The organism is Actinocrinis sp., assembly GCF_035605935.1.
Classification (GTDB): Bacteria; Actinomycetota; Actinomycetes; order Streptomycetales; family Catenulisporaceae; genus Actinocrinis.
In genome coordinates this window covers 21,694-38,756 of sequence record NZ_DATNGK010000056.1, presented here as the reverse complement: position 1 = coordinate 38,756, position 17,063 = coordinate 21,694, and the positions used below count along the sequence as shown (strand labels likewise).

Here is a 17,063-nt window from a genome sequence, read left to right as displayed (position 1 = left end):
GAGCCCCGCCTGATCCATACGGTGCGCGGTATCGGCTACGCGCTACGAGAGACGGCGCCGTGAGCACAGCCGCGCACAGCAAGGCAGAGCAGCAGGACCGCAAGTGGACGTCCAAAGCTCCCACGTGGGTGAACGCCCGATCCATACGCGAGGCGCTGCATCGGATGCCCTTGCGTGCGCGCGTCTCCCTGCTGGTGATGGTCACGGTCGGCGTCACGCTCACCATCGCGTCGATCGTGAGTTACATGGTCGTGCGCAGCGAGATCACCAGCCACTTCGACGACGACCTCTACCAGCGCGCGATCTTCGTGGCGAACTCGGACCTGGGTAAGCCTGAGACCTTGGCGACCAACGCGGAAGCGTCGGTTTTCCTCAACTCGCTCGGACTTCAGGAGACCATCGTCTCCGCCAACGGGGCCAAGGCCGAACCTCCGGCGCTGAACGCCACTCTCACCAACGGGCAGCACGTCACGGTGCATCCCGCAGCTCCGGTGGGTCAGCAGGAACTCAACGTCGCTTCGGGCGCGGCCACGTCCTGCATCCGGACAGTATCCGAGCCAACCGGCGAGTACCGGGTGGTCACCGTGTATGAGGGCCAGGGATTGGCGCTCGTACTCGCGACCTCGATGGCTCCGACCTCTGCGACCCTTCACACCCTGGGCCTCGCCTCGCTGCTCGTCGGACTGGCCGGGATCGCCATCGCTGGAACAGCAGGATTCTTCCTCGGACGCGCTGCCCTGCGCCCGGTCCAACGCCTGACGCTGGCAACCGAGTACATCGCTCAGACCGGAGATCTGCGCCGGATTGAAGTTACCGGTGACGACGATCTCGCCCGCTTGACGACCAGCTTCAACACGATGCTTACCGCACTCGCGCGTTCGCAGGAGTATCAGCGCCGCCTCGTTGCGGATGCCGGCCACGAGTTACGCACTCCGTTGACCTCTATCCGCACCAACCTCGACCTCCTGGCACAAGCCATGGCCGAACCCGATAACCCACGGCTGTCGGCGCAGGACCGGATCGATCTGATGAACGACGTACGGGCACAGATGGAGGAGTTGTCGCTGCTCATCTCCGACCTGGTGGAGTTGTCGCGGGACGAACAACCCGCCCATGCGATCGAGCAGATCGACTTCGCCGAGGTCGTGGAACACGCCGTCGAGCGGGTAAAGCGCCGGGCCCCCTCGGTGACGTACGACCTGCACCTGAATCCCTGGTACCTGGAAGGTAACCCGGCGGCGCTGGAGCGCGCAGTGACGAACCTGCTGGATAACGCGGCGAAATGGTCGCCTCCCGGCGGCACGGTGACCGTGAGCCTCCATAACGGCGCGCTCCAGGTGGCTGACCAGGGTCCGGGTATCGCCGAGGAAGATCTCGCGCATGTTTTCGAACGGTTCTACCGCTCCCCGGAGGCGCGCACGATGCCCGGTTCCGGGTTAGGCCTCGCGATCGTCCGCCAGGTCGCCGAGAACCACGGCGGACGCGTCGCCGCAGCGCGCGCACCTAGCGGCGGGGCACTGCTCGGCGTTTGGCTGCCGGGCGAGGGCGCCGATCCATCGCTGCTCACCCCGGATATCACCGCACTGCCGCCAGTGCACGCGCCGAGCGGCTCAAACAGCGAGCCGGGCCAGCCTGAGACTAACTAGTCTCAACTCCATAACCAGTTCTGCACGCCGTCTCAGCCGCATCTCAGACTGAGGGAAGAAAGTAAGAGTCATGACCGAGACGCCTGACAACCGCGCGACCCACCCGGCGGACCACTCCGCCGGCTCAGTAACCGGCTACGAGCCGCCGGTGACCGCAGCACCCTCTGACGCGACGCCCGAGACGGCCGAGCCACGCCCTCAGTTCGAGTCGCCGTCGCCGTATGCGCAGCAGGCCGAGTCAGCCGTTCCGGACGCCGCGCGGCCCGCCGAGCCCGCCGCGGAGCCGATACCGGCAGCCGAGCCCGGTCGCGAGCAACCGACCCAGGTGATCAACCAGCCGCTCGAATCGCCCGCTGGACCGGCGCCGCTGCCGGCCGCGCCGGTGTGGGGCACCCCGCCGCGGCCGCAAGCACAGCCGCAGCCGCAGCACCAGGGGTGGGGTGGCCAGGCCGCCGCGGGCGGAACCGGCACTCCCCCGCCGCCGAACTGGGCCATGCCCGAGCCGACCGGTCTGCCGCCGTACGGCTCACCGGAGTCCGCGAACGGTGGCGCGGAGCGCAAGCGGCCGCTCGCGAAGCTGGCCTTGGCGACCGCGGTGGTCGCCGGGCTCGTCGGCGGCGGCCTTGGCGCCGGGATCACCTACGCGGTGACCGGAAACAACTCGACCACGACCTCGTCCCTGGCCGGTTCCAGCACCACCAACTCGAGCGGCCTCAACACCGGCTCGGCCAACGCCAATCAGGTGACGGCCGCGGCGGCCAAGATCCTGCCGTCCGTGGTGACGATCTCGGTGAGCGCCGCCGACGGCACCGGCGACGAGGGCAGCGGGATCATCATCTCCTCCAGCGGCGAGATCCTGACCAACAACCACGTGGTCGCGGCCGCCGCCACCGCTGGCGACAGCATGACCGTGACCTTCGGCAGCGGCAAGATCACCCCGGCGAAGATCGTCGGGCGCGATGAGGCGAGCGACCTGGCCGTGATCCAGGCGAGCGGAGTCAGCGGGCTGACCCCGGCGACCCTCGGCGACTCCTCGAGCCTGGCAATCGGCCAGAACGTGGTCGCGGTGGGCGCGCCGCTCGGGCTGTCCAACACCGTGACCACGGGCATCATCTCGGCGCTGAACCGGCCGGTGGTGCCGGCCAGCGACAGCAGCTCGCAGAGCTCGACCAACTCCGTGCTCGACGCGATCCAGACCGACGCCTCGATCAACCCGGGTAACTCCGGCGGACCGCTGGTGAACCTGAACGGCGACGTGATCGGCATCAACTCGGCGATCGCGACCGCGAGCTCCGGCAGCTTCGGCGGCTCCTCGCAGAGCGGCTCGATCGGTCTCGGCTTCGCGATACCGATCAACCAGGCGCACTGGATCGCCAACGAGCTGATCGCGAACGGCAAGGCCACGCACTCGCTGCTCGGCGTCAGCGTCACCGACCCCGCCCAGACGGCGACCCAGGCCGGGGCCGTGGTGAAGACGGTGAGCGCCGGCGGAGCCGCGGGGAACGCGGGAATCAAGGTCGGCGACGTGATCACCAAGGTCGACGAGCAGCAGATAAACAGCGCCGACTCGCTGGTCGCGGCGATCCGCTCGTACAAGCCCGGTACGCCCGTGACGCTGACCTACGTGCGAAACGGTCAGACCGCTACGGCGCAGGTGACTCTGTCGGCGGCCTCGTCCTGACCTAAGGGCTTCATCCGGTATCGAAACCTACGACATAAGGGCACGGTCTCGCTCATGCGGGATCGTGCCCTTATGCGCGCGCCGACGGCCGGTGTCCGATCGTGCGTCAGGATGCCTAGTCCTGGAGTCTTCAGCAGCCCTAAGCCCTCAACAACACGCGGCAAGCAGTAACCGACACCGCAACCGACGGTTCGCCGTCCTCCCCTGGCCATGAACCGTCCGGTGCCTGAAGCGCCATCAGGCGTGCAATGACGCGACGCGTCCAGCGATCGCCGCGCGGGGTGTTGGAGCCGAACTGGACCAGGTCGGTGGCGGTCAACCCGTCGAAGCTCCGGCCGACCACGTCCAGCAGGCGCCGCGCCGCCAGGTCGCGGCCGGCGGCCCGCAACACCCGCGCGCCGAGCCAGTGCGCGACAAGTGGTCCGGGCAGCCGGCCATGCGGGTCGAGCGACCATTCGAGCGCCTGTGCGGCCTGCTCAATCGCGGGTTGCGGGCCGTGGCACACGATGAGCGTGCGCGCGCAGTTTCCGGTGAGGTACACGCGGGCGGCCGCCGAGCCCGGCATCAGCGCGTCCGGCGTGCGATGACTCGGACCCTCTCGCCACGTCCCGTCGTCCAGCTGGGTCGAGACGAGGAAGGCGATCGCCGCTGGAATGTCGACGGCGGGCGGGGCTGCGCCGAAATCGGAGAGCAGGTCGAGCAGGCGGCAAGTGGCATCCAGGCTTGAGGCGCCTTCGGACCACGGCGCCGGCCAGCCGCCGTCGGAATTCTGTGGCGGCTGCGGCCGCGGTGGTATCGCAATTGCGGCCGGATCGATTTTCCGGATCGCCGCGGGTAGCAGCGCGGAAAACCGGGCCAGGTCAAAGGGCTCCCCGTCGCCCTGAATGTACTGTGCGGCCCGGGCGATCGCTCCGGACACGCCCTCGGGTGTCTCGCTCACACGCTGACGCTACCGAGAGCAGGCATTCAGATGGTCACCGGCTAATAACAAAAGTCCAAGCGAAGGCGATTCGGCGGTCACGAGAACACGTTCCGTGACCGCCGATTGCCGGGCATATTAAAGCTCTTCTTTGTTACACTTTGCGCTCCGCTCCCTGCCAAATCAGATTGCGGATCCGATCAGCTCCGGGTTTTCCAACTCATTATCCTGCGATTGTGTGGTTTCCACGCGTAGTCCGCGCAGGGTCGTCACGGTGATCACGGCCGCCGCCAGCATCAGCGCCGCCGCACCGACGGCAGCCACGTTCATCCCGTGCGTGAACGCGTCGCGTGCTGCGGTAAGCAGGGCATCGCCGGTTCGGCTGGGCAGTTGCCCAGACACCGTTACCGCACCGCCGAGTGTGTCGCGCGCAGCGCTCAGCGCTCCTGATGACAAACCGTGCGGCGCGTGAGCCACGAGGTCCGACCGGTAAATCGCGGTACCGATACTCCCGAGCACCGCCATACCCAACGCACCGCCGAACTCAGTACCCGTCTCGACCACAGCCGCAGCCGCTCCAGCCCGTTCAGGCGGCACCGCGCCCATGATCAGCTCGCCGCCGACCGTCATGACCATGACCAGTCCGCTCGCGTAGGTCCCCGCGCCGATCAGGACAACCCCGATGTGAGACTGCGCGTGCAGCTGGGTGAGCAGGCAGAATCCGGCTCCCGCGAACAGGAATCCAGCCCCGGCGATGTACGCCCGGTCGAAGTGCTGCACGAGTGTGGCAGTGAGCGGGGCTACCGCGCCGACGCCGAGCGAGGGGACGAGCGACCAGAGCGCAGCGGTCATCGGGCTCATGCCGAGCACGGATTGCAGGTACTGCGTCGTGAAGATGGCGAACCCGACGATGGCGAACATCGCGAACAGGTTCATCAGCACCGAGCCGGTGAAGCCGCGGCTGCGGAACAGCTTGAGGTCGATCATCGGGTGATCACTGCGCGCCTGGCGCAAGAGGAACAGTCCACCGCCAACGACCCCGACCGTTATGTATGCCAAACGCGGCGTGGACACCCCGTTGGCCGCGATCTCCTTGATGCCGTAGATCACGGGCAGCACCGCGCCGAGAGAGAGCAGCGAGCCGAGCAGGTCGAAGCGGCCGGCTCGCGGCGCGCGGAACTCGGGCACCAGCGCCGGAGCGAGCAGCAGCAGCATGGCCATGAACGGGACGTTGATCAGGAAGACCGAGCCCCACCAGAAGTGGTCGAGCAGGAAGCCGCTGAGCACCGGGCCAAGCGCGACTCCGCTGGTGGTGCCGCCGGTCCAGATCGCGATGGCGGTACGGCGCTGCTTCTCCTCGTGGAACATGTTGCGGATGAGCGCCAGGGTCGAGGGCATCAGGGTCGCCCCGGCCACGCCGAGAATGGCGCGCGCCGCGATCAGTTCGCCGGCCGTGTGTGCGTAGGCGGCGCCCAGTGAGGCGAGGCTGAACGAGACCGCGCCGATGAGCAGCAGCCGGCGCCGGCCGATCCGGTCACCGAGCGAGCCCATGGTGATCAGCAGCCCGGCGAGCACGAAGCCGTACACGTCGAAGATCCACAGCTGCTGGGTGCTGCTTGGTTCCAGGTCCCGGCTGATGAACGGGACGGCGAAGTAGAGGACGGACACGTCCATCGAGACCAGCAGGAGCGGGAGCAGCAGTACTGCGAGCCCGGTCCATTCCCTGCGTCCGGCCCGCGGGCCGCTCTGCGTTGTCGTCATGCCGGGAACTGTACAAGCGTCTAATACAAGTGTCTAGTACAAGCGTCCAAGACATCCGTCCAAGAGCGGAGTATGCTCGGGACATGGGAAATCGCGAGGACCTGCTCGAGGGCGCGAAGCGCTGCCTGCTGGAGAAGGGGTACCGGGGCACCACCGCGCGCGACATCGCGGCGGCCTCCGGGGTGAGCCTGGCGGCGATCGGCTACCACTTCGGCTCGAAGGAGGCGCTGATGAACCAGGCGGTCTACGAGGCCGTCGGCGAGTGGAGCGAGGGCTTCGAGCAGGCACTGGCCGCAGTGGACCCGCAGGCCAGCACGCTGGATCGGCTCGAGACCGTGTGGACGCACATGGTGGCCTCGTTCCAGCAGGACAAGCCGCTATGGCGGGCTCAGCTGGAACTCGTCGTCGAGATCGAGCGAAACCCCGAGCTAGGTGAGTTCTTCGCGAAGATTCAACCGGAGGCGCACCTTGGCCTGGCGGAGCTGTTCCCCGGCGTCGACCCGACGTCCGACGAGACGACGAGAATGCAGGTCGGCAAGCTGTACCACGCACTTCTCATCGGTGTGATGGCTCAATACTTCATCGATCCGCAGACAGCGGCCACCGGCCACGATCTGGCGCAGGCGCTTCGCATTGTCGCCGCGGCGATTCAGCCGAAGGATGTAGCAGGCTGAGCTGCCCTTATGCGCTCGAAGCCTGAGAAGCGTTGCGTTACTTGTGCTTGAGCTGCTTAAGCAGGATGGGTACGTGGCTGTGCTCGACGTCCTTCGTAGCAGTCAGCAACGTAACGGTGTGCTTGGCTGCCCGAGCGCGTAACTCGTCCAGCTTCCGGCTCTGATCCGGCCCGTCCAGCTCGGCCGCATACCGGTCGGCGAACTCCTCGCGGCGCTCGTCCGGTGCCTCGTGGAACCATTTACGCAGCTCATTCGACGGGGCGGCGTCCTTGGCCCAGTCGTCGAGCGCGGCGCGCTCCTTGCTGACCCCGCGCGGCCACAGCCGGTCGACGAGCACGCGCTCCCCATCCTGCGGCGACGGGTCGTCATGCACTCGCTTCATCCGGAACCTATCGGCCATCACTCACCTCCGCCGCGGTCGATGCCCACGTCTCCTACCCCAACTCCGCCTGAAGAACGCCGGCGACCGGCCGCCGAGCCTCGATCCGAGCCGGAACTGCCGTCAGGACCGCCGAAGCCGACACGGTTACCAGCACCGCGAACGCGAACTGCCAGGCCGGAGGGAATACCGTCGCGTGCCCGCCCTTGGCCAGGGCGAGCGCGAACCCCATCCCTGCCGGAACGCCCAGGATTCCCCCGATCAGCGCTGGAACCGTCTGCGCGGTTGCCAGCCCGACCGCCACTTGCCCTGGCGTGGCACCGAAAGCTCGCGCCACAGCGAGCGCGCGCTGCGAATCGAGGGCCGTGGCCCAGGTGACAATGACCGCGTTGATCATTGCCAGAGCGATCAGGACCGCAGTGACGGCCACCAGGACCGCGTCGATGCGTTGGATGCGCGGGTTCGCCAGATTCGACAGGTGCTCGGGCCCCAAGAAAGAACTGGCGAGAGTGTGTCGCGCGGTGATCGCGGTGACCAACGTCATCACGGTGACGCCCACGCTCGCACCGCTCAGCAGGCTGCGCCGCGGCCAGCGAGCTGCGAGGCGCACGCCGAGCATCAGCCAAACCGGCAGGCGGCGCGACATCTTGATGGTCAAAGCGCCACGCCTCGGTCGGCGAGCGGAGTCAGCCAGTGCGCTGACGGTGCTCTTACGGACGGCTCGCAGCGACGGAATCAGCGAGGAGGCGATCGCGATGGTCAGCGCGGCCCCCAATACCGTAGAGACCGTCCGGCCGGTCAGCGCCGGCGACGGGGGTTTCCCGAGCAGTCCTGAGCCGGGGCTGGTCAGCAATGGCGCGAGCAGCCAGCCGAAGACGAGGCCGAAAGCGGCCGCGACCAGTGACAGGAACACGTACTGCGCAAGAAAGGAGGCTGCTACCGTCCCCGGCGTCCCGCCGACCGCCTTGAGCAGTCCGACGCGCCGTGTCTGCTCGGCCAGCCGACTGCCGACCAGCACCGTGACGCCGGCCGCCGAGAGCAGGCCGAGCATCCAGGCGCCGATCTGCATGGCCTGCTGCGGACCGCGGGTGATCAGGCTGTCCTGCAGGGCGACGTCGTTGGCGTCGTTGGCCCAGATCCCCAATCACCGCTTGCCGGTCGCATCTGACGTCCCGTAGGTCAGCCGCGTGTCGTCGACGAACGCGCCGTCCCGCATGGTGATCAGCCGGCCCGCGGTGGCCCCGACGCGCGCATCGTGCGTGACGATGACCAGCGTCTGCCCGGCGACCCGCAACTGGTCGAACAGCCGCAGGACGTCCAGGGTCGCGGCGCTGTCCAAGTTCCCGGTCGGCTCGTCGGCGAGGACGATCAGCGGATCGTTACTCAACGCCCGGGCCACCGCGACCCGCTGCCGCTCGCCGCCGGACAGCGCCGTGGACAACTGCTTGCCCTTGCCGGCGAGGCCGACCTGTTCGAGCAGTTCCAGGGCTCGCTTTCGCGCGGCCCGCGGCGACATCCCGGCGAACAGCGCGGGCACCTCGACGTTCTCGACGGCCGTCAACGCGGGGGTCGGGTGAAGCGGGTGCGTGGGGAATCGGTGCCACAGCGGGGCTGCATCAGCACCCCCACTGCGGCACATTCACCTACTTCTTCTTGCCACCGGTGGGCGCCGACTTCGGCCGGGCCTGAGCCAGAGCGCTCGCCGCCGCGGACTTCTCGTCCGGAGTGGCCTTCGGGTCGTTCAGCACGTGCGCCGCGTCAGAGGCGACCTTCGCGCTGGTCTGCTTGGGGTTCTTGCCCTGGTTGCTGGGCTTGCTCTTGGCCGGGTTGGTCATTCTGACCACACCTCTCTCTAACGGGGTTTCAGATTGATCCGCTATTCGAGCTGTGGTGTGATGGCGGTCTAGACAGCGTGCCGGACACCACGTCCGATTCGCGGCGAACGCTCGGCCCTTGCAGGGGTCGGGCGTTCGTTTGTTTCGGCTGCCGACGGCAACCGGAACACCTTCTGACCAGCGGTCTCAGCCGCTACACCGCGGCTGAGACCGCCAATCGTCGCATCAGGACAGCCAGCTCACCCGACCATGTCGAGTGGTTGCATCCGATGCAATAAATCCCAATTTCAGCTGCAGCCGCTGGTGGAGCCGCAGCCCTCGCAGGCGTAGCAGCTGCCGGCTGGGCGCATCTTGGTGCCGCAGTTGAGGCACAGCGGGGCATCGGCGGCGTGGCCGAGTTTGGCCTCGAGGACCTCGACCGAGGAACCGGCTCCGGAGGGGGCGCGGCGCGCGGCGATCTCGGCTTCGGCGGCGGACCCTTCGGCTGCCGCGTCAGCCTTGGCCTGGGCGGGCTTGGCTTGAGCCGAGTTCGCGTCCGCCGACTTCGGGGCGCGCTCCTCTATCGGCGCGGACTGGGCGATCTCGGTGAGGTCGGCGTCCTCGTCCTCGGACAGGTACGAGCCGGTCTCCACCTGGCGCTGGCGCTCGGTCGCCGAGTAGATGCCGTAGTCGGCGCGCACGTCGAAGGGCAGGTAGTCCAGGCCAGGCGGCGGAAGATGTAGTCCAGGATCGACTGCGCCATCCGCACGTCCGGGTCGTCGGTCAGACCGGCCGGCTCGAAGCGCATGTTGGTGAACTTCGAGACGTAGGTCTCCAGCGGCACGCCGTACTGCAGGCCCACCGAGATGGCGATGGAGAAGGCGTCCATCATGCCGGCCAGGGTCGAGCCCTGCTTCGACATCTTCAGGAACAGCTCGCCGAGGCCGTCGTCCGGGTAGGAGTTGGCGATCATGTAGCCCTCGGCCCCGCCCACCGCGAAGGAGGTGGTGCGGCCCGGGCGGTTCTTCGGCAGGCGGCGGCGGACCGGGCGGTGCTCGGTCTCCGCGGTCTCCGCGCTGCGCGCCGGAGCCGGGTTCGCCTGCTGGGCGGCGGCCGCCGCGGCTGCCGCGGCGCGCTTGGCACCCTTGGCGTCCTGCAGCGGCTGGCCGACCTTGCAGTTGTTGCGGTAGATCGCCAGCGCCTTGAGACCGAGCTTCCAGCCCTCGAAGTAGATCTCCTCGATCTCCTCAACGGTGGCCGATTCCGGCATGTTCACCGTCTTGCTGATCGCGCCGGACAGATGCGGCTGGATCGCGGCCATCATCTTCACGTGGCCCATCGGCGCGATCGAACGCTCACCCATCGCGCAGTCGAAGACCTCGTAGTGCGCCTGCTTGAGGCTGGGGGCGTCGACCACGTGGCCGTGCTCGGCGATGTACTCGACGATCGCCTCGACCTGCTCCTCGTGGTAGCCGAGCCGGCGCAGCGCGCGCGGGACCGTGTTGTTCACGATCTGCATCGAACCACCGCCGACCAGCTTCTTGAACTTCACCAGCGCCAGGTCCGGCTCGACCCCGGTGGTGTCCACGTCCATCATGAAGCCGATGGTGCCGGTCGGGGCGAGCAGGCTGGCCTGGGCATTGCGCCAGCCGTTGGCCAGGCCGGTCTCGATGCCCTCGCGCCAGGCCCGCTTCGCCGCGTCGAGGATGTCCGCGTCGAACTTCTCCAGCGTCACCACCGCGTCGGTAGCGGCGGCGTGCTTGCGCATCACCGCGGTGTGCGGCTCGGCGTTGCGTGCGTAACCGGCATACGGACCGACGACCCCGGCCAGTTCGGCGGAGCGCTTGTACGCGGCGCCGGTCATCAGGGCCGTGATCGCGGCGGCGATGGCGCGGCCGCCGTCCGAGTCGTAGGCGTGGCCGGTCGCCATCAGCAGCGCGCCGAGGTTGGCGTAGCCGATGCCGAGCTGGCGGTAGTCCCGGGTGGTCTTGGTGATCGGCTCGGTCGGGAAGTCGGCGAAGCAGATGGAGATGTCCATCGCGGTGATGACGAGCTCGACGACCTTGCCGAAGGTCTCCGAGTCGAACGTGTCATCGGCGCGCAGGAACTTCATCAGGTTCAGCGAGGCCAGGTTGCACGAGGAGTTGTCCAGCGACATGTACTCCGAGCACGGGTTCGACGCGGTGATCGGGCCGGTGTTCGGGTTCGTGTGCCAGGCGTTGATCGTTCCGTCGTACTGGATGCCCGGGTCGGCGCACTCCCAGGCCGCCTGCGCCATCTGCCGGAACAGATCCTTGGCGTCGACGGTCTCGATGACCTCGCCGGAGCCGCGAGCCAGCAGGTTGAAGCTGTTCCCCTGCTCGACCGCCTGCATGAACGCGTCGTTGACGCGGACCGAGTTGTTCGCGTTCTGGTACTGCACCGAGGTGATGTCCGCGCCGCCGAGGTCCATGTCGTACCCGGCGTCCCGCAGCACCCGGATCTTGTCCTCTTCGCGGGCCTTGGTCCAGATGAACTCCCGCACGTCCGGGTGGTCCACGTCGAGCACGACCATCTTGGCCGCGCGCCGGGTCGCCCCGCCGGACTTGATGGTGCCCGCGGACGCGTCGGCCCCGCGCATGAAGGAGACCGGCCCCGAGGCGTTGCCTCCGGAGGAGAGCAGTTCCTTGGAGGAGCGGATGCGGGAAAGGTTGAGGCCGGCGCCGGAGCCGCCCTTGAAGATCAAGCCCTCCTCGCGGTACCAGTTCAGGATCGAGTCCATGGTGTCGTTCACGGACAGGATGAAACAGGCGGAGACCTGCTGCGGGCTCTGGGTGCCGACGTTGAACCAGACCGGGGAGTTGAAGGCGAAGATCTGGTGCACGAGGGCGTGGGTGAGCTCGTGCTCGAAGATCTCGGCGTCCTGCGGCCCGGCGAAGTAGGCGTGCTCCTCGCCAGCCTTGCGGTAGGTCTTGACCACCCGGTCGACGACCTGCCGCAGCGACCATTCGCGCTGGTCGGTGCCTTGGGCGCCGCGGAAGTACTTGGTGGTGACGATGTTCGCGGCGTTCACCGACCAGAACGCCGGGAACTCCACGCCCTTCTGCTCGAAGTTGATCGAGCCGTCCCGCCAGTTGGTCATGACGACGTCGCGGCGTTCCCACTCGATCTCGTCATACGGGTGCACGCCGGGCTTGGTGAAGACCCGTTCGATGCGCAGGCCGCGGGAGGGACCGTCGGACTGCTTCTGCGCGTTGCCCGACTGGCCGGGCACCCCGTGCTGCTTGCCGGCTTTGCGAGCCGGCCCGCTGATGGTCTCCGTCATGAGAAGCGTCCTCTCTCATCCCTCTGTGTCAACGTCATAGCCCCCGACCGGCTTCCCACCGGCTGGACCGCTCCCTGCGTTTACGTCTGCTGTCGTGTTCACGTCTGCTACGTCTGTGTACGTGTCTAAGTCCGTTTATGTGGCCGGCGCGGCGATGGCTCAGCCGGTGACGGCCGGTTCGCCGGTCCGGTCAGTGCCGGCCTCCGGTTCGCCATCAGCCTCGGTGCGGCGCAGCGCGGTGATCTCGGCCTCGAAGTCGTCCAGCGATTCGAACGCCCGGTAGACCGAGGCGAACCGCAGGTAGGCGACCAGGTCGAGGTCCCGCAGCGGCCCGAGTATCTCCAGCCCGACCTCGTGGCTGGGCAGCTCGGCGAGCCCGCGGGCCCGGATCGCCTCCTCGACCCGCTGGGCCAGCTGCGCGATCTGGTCCTCGGTGACCGGCCTGCCTTGACAAGCCTTGCGCACGCCACCGACAACTTTTTCGCGGCTGAACGGCTCGGTGACCCCGGAGCGCTTGACCACCAGCAGCGCGGCGGTCTCGATCGTGGTGAACCGGCGGTTGCACTGCGGGCAGGAGCGGCGGCGGCGGATCACGGTGCCGTCCTCGGCCGTCCGGGAGTCGATCACCTTACTGTCGGTATAACGACAGAACGGGCAGTGCACGGTTGACCGGCCTCCCTGTTTCATCGCCACCAGGCGACTGACCGTGACGGATCTGTGGACACACCCTGTGCATAACCCCGTGACCTGCCGAACCGCTCAATCTCCAGTCGATACCACAATCTGTGGAACACTCCGGACGACCAGCCACTAGATGTAGGGGTAAACCTAGCACGCGGACCGGTACGCCGCGACCCCGACACGGCCGATCGAGGCAGAGTGTCCGTGTCCTGATTAGCTACGCTGCGCGATCGGGCCAGGTGGCCGTGAACACCATCGGGGGTCTTGCGCAAGGGTGTTCGGCGCAAATTCCTTCGACCGGATGAATTCGCTGTGGAAAACCGGATTAACTGCCGGAAGTGGCAGCAGGATGTACCGCAACAGGCCAGAGATGAACGCGAGCGCGCGGCCGCGCGAAAGCGTCTGTGGCACACCAGCTCGACCGGCGGAGGGCATCTCGGCGCACTTGTTCGATAAGCACATTCGAACAAGTGTTGGTCGGATGTCAGACGCTTCGGCTACGGTTGGGATCAGGGGTCGGGTCAGGGGCGAACCCCCGGCTGAGAAAGGGAAGGGAACCACGATCATGGCCGGACGGAGCAGTGCAGCTGCAGCGCGGCGTCGCAGTGCCGGCTCGCGAGGTGAGGCGGCGCGCGCGGAGTCGAGCGGCGACGGCAAGCCCGCGAGCGCGGTGGTGCGACAGCGTCGGCGCGGGCCGGGGCGGCTCGGAGCGGGGGCGGAGCCGGCGGATATGACCCGGGTCCCGCTTTCGTTGCGGCTTACCGACCGGCAATGCCGGGTGCTCGAAGTGATTCAGGAGTCGATCGACCGGCGCGGATATCCGCCGTCGATGCGGGAGATCGGCGAGGCGGTCGGCCTGCAGTCGACCTCCTCGGTGCGGCATCAGCTGGTGGTGCTGGAGAACAAGGGATTCATCCGGCGCGATCCGAACCGGCCGCGAGCGTATATCGTGCGCGGCCCGAGTGACCCGACCCAGGCGTGGCGGGCCCGGATGGCGCAGTCGCACGCGGCCGCCACATCGGTGCCGCAGGTCGCCGCGCCCGCGCCGATCCCGGTGGATGAGGACGGTTCGCCAAGCCGGGTGCTGCCCATGGGCGGCTCGGTCGGCGCGACCGAGTACGTGCCCTTGGTCGGCCGGATCGCCGCCGGTGGCCCGATCCTGGCGCAGGAGGAGATCGAGGAACTGATCCCGATGCCGCGGGATCTGGTCGGCGACGGGACGCTGTTCGCGCTCACCGTGGTCGGCGACTCGATGGTGGACGCGGCGATCTGGGACGGGGACACGGTCGTGGTGCGTCAGCAGCCGACCGCCGAGTCCGGCGAGATCGTGGCGGCGATGATCGACGGTGAGGCGACCATCAAGCAGCTGAAGCTGCAGAACACCCCGTCGGGCCGGCACGTGTGGCTGATGCCGCGCAACCCGGCGTATGACCCGATCCCGGGCGACGAGGCCTCGATCCTCGGCCGGGTGGTCGCGGTGATGCGGCGGCTGTAGCCGTTGCGACGGCTCTGTAGCGATGGAGGTGGCTGCAGTGTCGTCGCAGTACCCTGCCGGTGATCGCGCGGAAGAGCTCGTGCGCGGTACCGGAACGGGGCGTGGACAGAGAGGCGGGCGGGGTCGGCCGACTCTCTTGGCCCGGTCGGCCGTCGTGGGAAGGGACGGCTGACCGAGGCGACTACTGCTTTTGCGACGGCGAGGCTATCGGCGCCGATTCGCGCGCGGAATCAAGTACGGATCAAGTCACGCCGGAACGAGGTAGGGCGCGGCGAATCAAGAGTGCGTCAGCGGTTAGGCCGTGTGTAAGAAGTAGCGTCGGACAAGGCCGCGGCGTCTGGCGCGTGCGATCGCAAGGCGGCGGAGCGTCCTCATGGGGCATCTGGCAGTGTCCGATAGGTGCCTGGCGGCACCGGGGCTTCGAGATCTGCCGTCGGGCCCGGGTTGAATCGGCCGCTGGATCAGGGCGCTTCGGCGTCGAGTCGGCGCAGCGCGGCCCGCACCAGTTTGGTGTCGTCGGTGGGCCAGAACGGCGGCAGCGAGGCCCGCAGGAAGCTCGCGTAGCGCGCGGTGGCCAGCCGCGAGTCCATGATCGCCACCACGCCCCGGTCGCCGGCCGCCCGGATGAGCCGACCAGCACCCTGAGCGAGCAGCAGCGCGGCATGAGTCGCCGCGACCGCCATAAAGCCGTTTCCGCCGTTGCGCGCGACCGCCTCCTGCCGCGCCGCCGCCAGCGGATCGTCCGGGCGCGGGAATGGAATCCGGTCGATGACCACCAACTGGCAGGACGGTCCGGGCACGTTCACCCCTTGCCAAAGCGAGAGGGTGCCGAACAGACAGGTGCGCGGATTCTCCCCAAACCGGGCGATCAGCTGCGGTAGCGAATCCTCTCCCTGACACAGCACCGTGTAGGACAGCCGCTCCGCGATCGCCGCTGCCGCGGCCTGCGCGCCACGCAACGAGGAGAACAGCCCGAGGGTACGGCCTCCGGCGGCCTCGATCAGCCCGGCTAGTTCGTCGAGCTGGTCCGGGCGGATGCCGTCGCGTCCGGGCGGGTCGAGATGCTTGGCGATGTAGAGGATGCCCTGCTTCGGGTAGTCGAAGGGCGAGCCGACATCCAGCGCGTCCCAGCGGATCGGATGATCGATGTCGTCGTCCTGTGCCGGTTGGGCTTCCGCCGAGGGCGCGGCCGAGTCGTCATCATCCGCCGCCACCGGCGCCGCATCCGACGAATCGTCAGTTGAGCGCTGGTCGGAGCGAGGCCCGCCGGCCGCGCTGTCCGCCGGGAGCCGGTCGGCGCGCTCGTCGGGGTAAAGGCCGACCGAACGGGCCACCCCGTCGAAGTCGCCGCCCAGCTTGAGCGTCGCTGACGTCAGCACGGTATGCGTACGCGCGAAGAGGCGATGCCGCAGCTGCTGCGCGACCGACAGCGGCGCGATGTGCAAGGAGCTGAATCGGTCGCCGCGGTCCAACCAGATCACATCATCGGATGAGGTCAGCAACATCCGATCGGAGAGTTCGAAGATCTGCTCGATCGCCGCCTGAGCCTGCCGCCTGGCCCCTTCGCTGCCCGCGCCGGCCTCGGCACTTTCCTCGCCGCCGCGGGACGACTTCGCCCCGCCCTTCTCTCGATTGCGCACCAGCGAGCTGATGACCTGTCGGGACGCATCGCGTAGCGCGGTAAGCGCCTCGGCGACATCCTCGGGCAGTTGCGGGTAGCGGCGCGCGTCCGCGGTGTCGAGCATCTCCCGGAACAGCTCCACCGCCTGCTCAAAGACCAGGTGCGTCTTCTCGTCCACGTGCTTGCGGACGCGGCGCGCGGTGCGGTCGAGCATGCCGCCGGTCAACTCGCCGGAGTTCGCGCCGGTGGCCCGGGAGACCAGCTCGTGCGCCTCGTCGATGACCACGGCGTCGTGTTCGGGAAGGACCTGGATGTCGCTGTCGAAGGTGTCAATCGCCAGCAACGCGTGGTTGGTGACGATGATGTCGGCCTCGCGGGCGCGCTCGCGGGCCTCCTCGGCGAAGCATTCCGTGCCGAATGGGCACTTGGAGGCGGTCAGACACTCTCGTGCGCTGACCGAGACCATGCCCCACACGCGATCGCTGACGCCGGGCACCAGATCATCGCGGTCTCCGGTCTCGGTCTCCTCGACCCACTCGCGCACGCGCAGGATCTGGCGGCCGAGCTCGGAGACAGCCGACGCGTCGAACAGCGTCTCCTCGCCCTCATTCTCGTCGCCGCCGTCGATCTTGTGCCTGCACACATAGTTGCTGCGGCCTTTGAGAAGCGCGAACTCCGGGACGCGGCCAAGCTGCGGTGCGAGGGCGTCGGCGATCAGCGGCAGGTCGTGCGCGACGAGCTGCCGCTGGAGCGCGAGCGTGGCAGTGGCGACGATGACGCGCCGGTCCCGCCGCTCAAGGCAGTGCGCGATGGCGGGCACAAGGTAGGCCAGCGATTTGCCGGTTCCGGTGCCGGCCTGGACCAAAAGCGGATCTCCCTCGCCGAGCGCGCGGCGCACGGCTTGGGCCATCTCGACCTGCCCCGGCCTTGGCTCGCCGCCGACTGCGGCGACCGCGCTGGCGAGTAAGGTCTCGAGATCAGCTTTGCCCATGAGCCACTAGGGTACGGGGCCCGGCCGACAGCCGAGGACGGATCCGGGGATGGCGGGACTTCGCGCTCAAGCGATGTTGCGGAGGCGCGGAGGCCGG

13 protein-coding genes and 1 pseudogene are annotated in these 17,063 nt (G+C 68.1%); 4 read left to right on the top strand and 10 right to left on the bottom strand.

Annotation, left to right across the window (positions count from 1 at the left end; all coding sequences use genetic code 11):
- The coding region (locus VN779_RS04700; RefSeq protein ID WP_325720489.1) for a HAMP domain-containing sensor histidine kinase at positions 1-1,646 on the top strand (1,646 nt) is incomplete at its 5' end.
- A gap of 70 nt (positions 1,647-1,716) precedes the next feature.
- Positions 1,717-3,327 (top strand): S1C family serine protease, encoded by a 1,611-nt coding sequence (locus tag VN779_RS04695; protein WP_325720487.1) that lies wholly within the window; start codon positions 1,717-1,719, stop codon positions 3,325-3,327.
- Between the two features lie 139 nt (positions 3,328-3,466).
- On the opposite strand, the gene VN779_RS04690 is transcribed toward VN779_RS04695, so the two are convergent.
- On the bottom strand, positions 3,467-4,267 hold the full coding sequence (locus tag VN779_RS04690) for a hypothetical protein (RefSeq protein WP_325720485.1): 801 nt from the start codon (positions 4,265-4,267) through the stop codon (positions 3,467-3,469).
- Between the two features lie 162 nt (positions 4,268-4,429).
- A complete protein-coding gene (locus VN779_RS04685) occupies positions 4,430-6,007 on the bottom strand; it encodes an MFS transporter (RefSeq protein WP_325720483.1) in 1,578 nt (525 codons plus the stop codon).
- Between the two features lie 83 nt (positions 6,008-6,090).
- Here VN779_RS04685 and VN779_RS04680 point away from each other — a divergent pair, with 83 nt between their 5' ends.
- Entirely contained in the window at positions 6,091-6,681 is a 591-nt protein-coding gene (locus VN779_RS04680; protein WP_325720481.1) for a TetR/AcrR family transcriptional regulator, read from the top strand.
- A gap of 37 nt (positions 6,682-6,718) precedes the next feature.
- On the opposite strand, the gene VN779_RS04675 is transcribed toward VN779_RS04680, so the two are convergent.
- The 7 genes and pseudogenes from VN779_RS04675 to nrdR form a co-directional block, all read right to left on the bottom strand.
- Positions 6,719-7,081 (bottom strand): DUF488 domain-containing protein, encoded by a 363-nt coding sequence (locus VN779_RS04675; protein ID WP_325720479.1) that lies wholly within the window; start codon positions 7,079-7,081, stop codon positions 6,719-6,721.
- A gap of 34 nt (positions 7,082-7,115) precedes the next feature.
- Positions 7,116-8,204 (bottom strand): ABC transporter permease, encoded by a 1,089-nt coding sequence (locus VN779_RS04670; RefSeq protein WP_325720477.1) that lies wholly within the window; start codon positions 8,202-8,204, stop codon positions 7,116-7,118.
- Positions 8,205-8,627: pseudogene (locus VN779_RS04665) on the bottom strand (ABC transporter ATP-binding protein); the annotation flags it as partial.
- A gap of 76 nt (positions 8,628-8,703) precedes the next feature.
- Complete coding sequence (locus tag VN779_RS04660) at positions 8,704-8,895, bottom strand: hypothetical protein (RefSeq protein ID WP_325720473.1); 192 nt, start codon at positions 8,893-8,895, stop codon at positions 8,704-8,706.
- A 287-nt stretch (positions 8,896-9,182) separates the two neighbouring features.
- Positions 9,183-9,527, bottom strand: a complete 345-nt coding sequence (locus VN779_RS26625) for a hypothetical protein (RefSeq protein ID WP_325720471.1) — start codon at positions 9,525-9,527, stop codon at positions 9,183-9,185.
- Positions 9,455-12,178, bottom strand: a complete 2,724-nt coding sequence (locus tag VN779_RS04650; protein ID WP_325720469.1) for a vitamin B12-dependent ribonucleotide reductase — start codon at positions 12,176-12,178, stop codon at positions 9,455-9,457. Before VN779_RS04650 ends, VN779_RS26625 begins: the two co-directional genes overlap by 73 nt.
- Positions 12,179-12,337: 159 nt before the next feature.
- Positions 12,338-12,841 carry a transcriptional regulator NrdR gene (gene nrdR / locus VN779_RS04645; protein WP_349260642.1) on the bottom strand — a complete coding sequence of 168 codons (504 nt, stop codon included), beginning with the start codon at positions 12,839-12,841 and terminating at the stop codon, positions 12,338-12,340.
- A gap of 583 nt (positions 12,842-13,424) precedes the next feature.
- Between nrdR and lexA the strand changes: the two genes are divergently transcribed.
- A complete protein-coding gene (gene lexA / locus VN779_RS04640) occupies positions 13,425-14,354 on the top strand; it encodes a transcriptional repressor LexA (RefSeq protein ID WP_414639577.1) in 930 nt (309 codons plus the stop codon).
- 461 nt (positions 14,355-14,815) lie between these two features.
- Here lexA and VN779_RS04635 read toward each other — a convergent pair whose 3' ends face one another.
- Entirely contained in the window at positions 14,816-16,966 is a 2,151-nt protein-coding gene (locus VN779_RS04635) for an ATP-dependent DNA helicase (protein ID WP_325720463.1), read from the bottom strand.
- Positions 16,967-17,063 lie beyond the last annotated feature (97 nt).

Coding starts and splice junctions, on each gene's coding strand:
- VN779_RS04695 (WP_325720487.1), top strand. CDS start 1,717: ATGACCGAGACGCCTGACAACCGCGCGACCCACCCGGCGGACCACTCC.
- VN779_RS04685 (WP_325720483.1), bottom strand. CDS start 6,007: ATGACGACAACGCAGAGCGGCCCGCGGGCCGGACGCAGGGAATGGACC.
- VN779_RS04675 (WP_325720479.1), bottom strand. CDS start 7,081: ATGGCCGATAGGTTCCGGATGAAGCGAGTGCATGACGACCCGTCGCCG.
- VN779_RS04660 (WP_325720473.1), bottom strand. CDS start 8,895: ATGACCAACCCGGCCAAGAGCAAGCCCAGCAACCAGGGCAAGAACCCC.
- VN779_RS04680 (WP_325720481.1), top strand. CDS start 6,091: ATGGGAAATCGCGAGGACCTGCTCGAGGGCGCGAAGCGCTGCCTGCTG.
- VN779_RS04650 (WP_325720469.1), bottom strand. CDS start 12,178: ATGACGGAGACCATCAGCGGGCCGGCTCGCAAAGCCGGCAAGCAGCAC.
- VN779_RS04635 (WP_325720463.1), bottom strand. CDS start 16,966: ATGGGCAAAGCTGATCTCGAGACCTTACTCGCCAGCGCGGTCGCCGCA.
- lexA (WP_414639577.1), top strand. CDS start 13,425: ATGGCCGGACGGAGCAGTGCAGCTGCAGCGCGGCGTCGCAGTGCCGGC.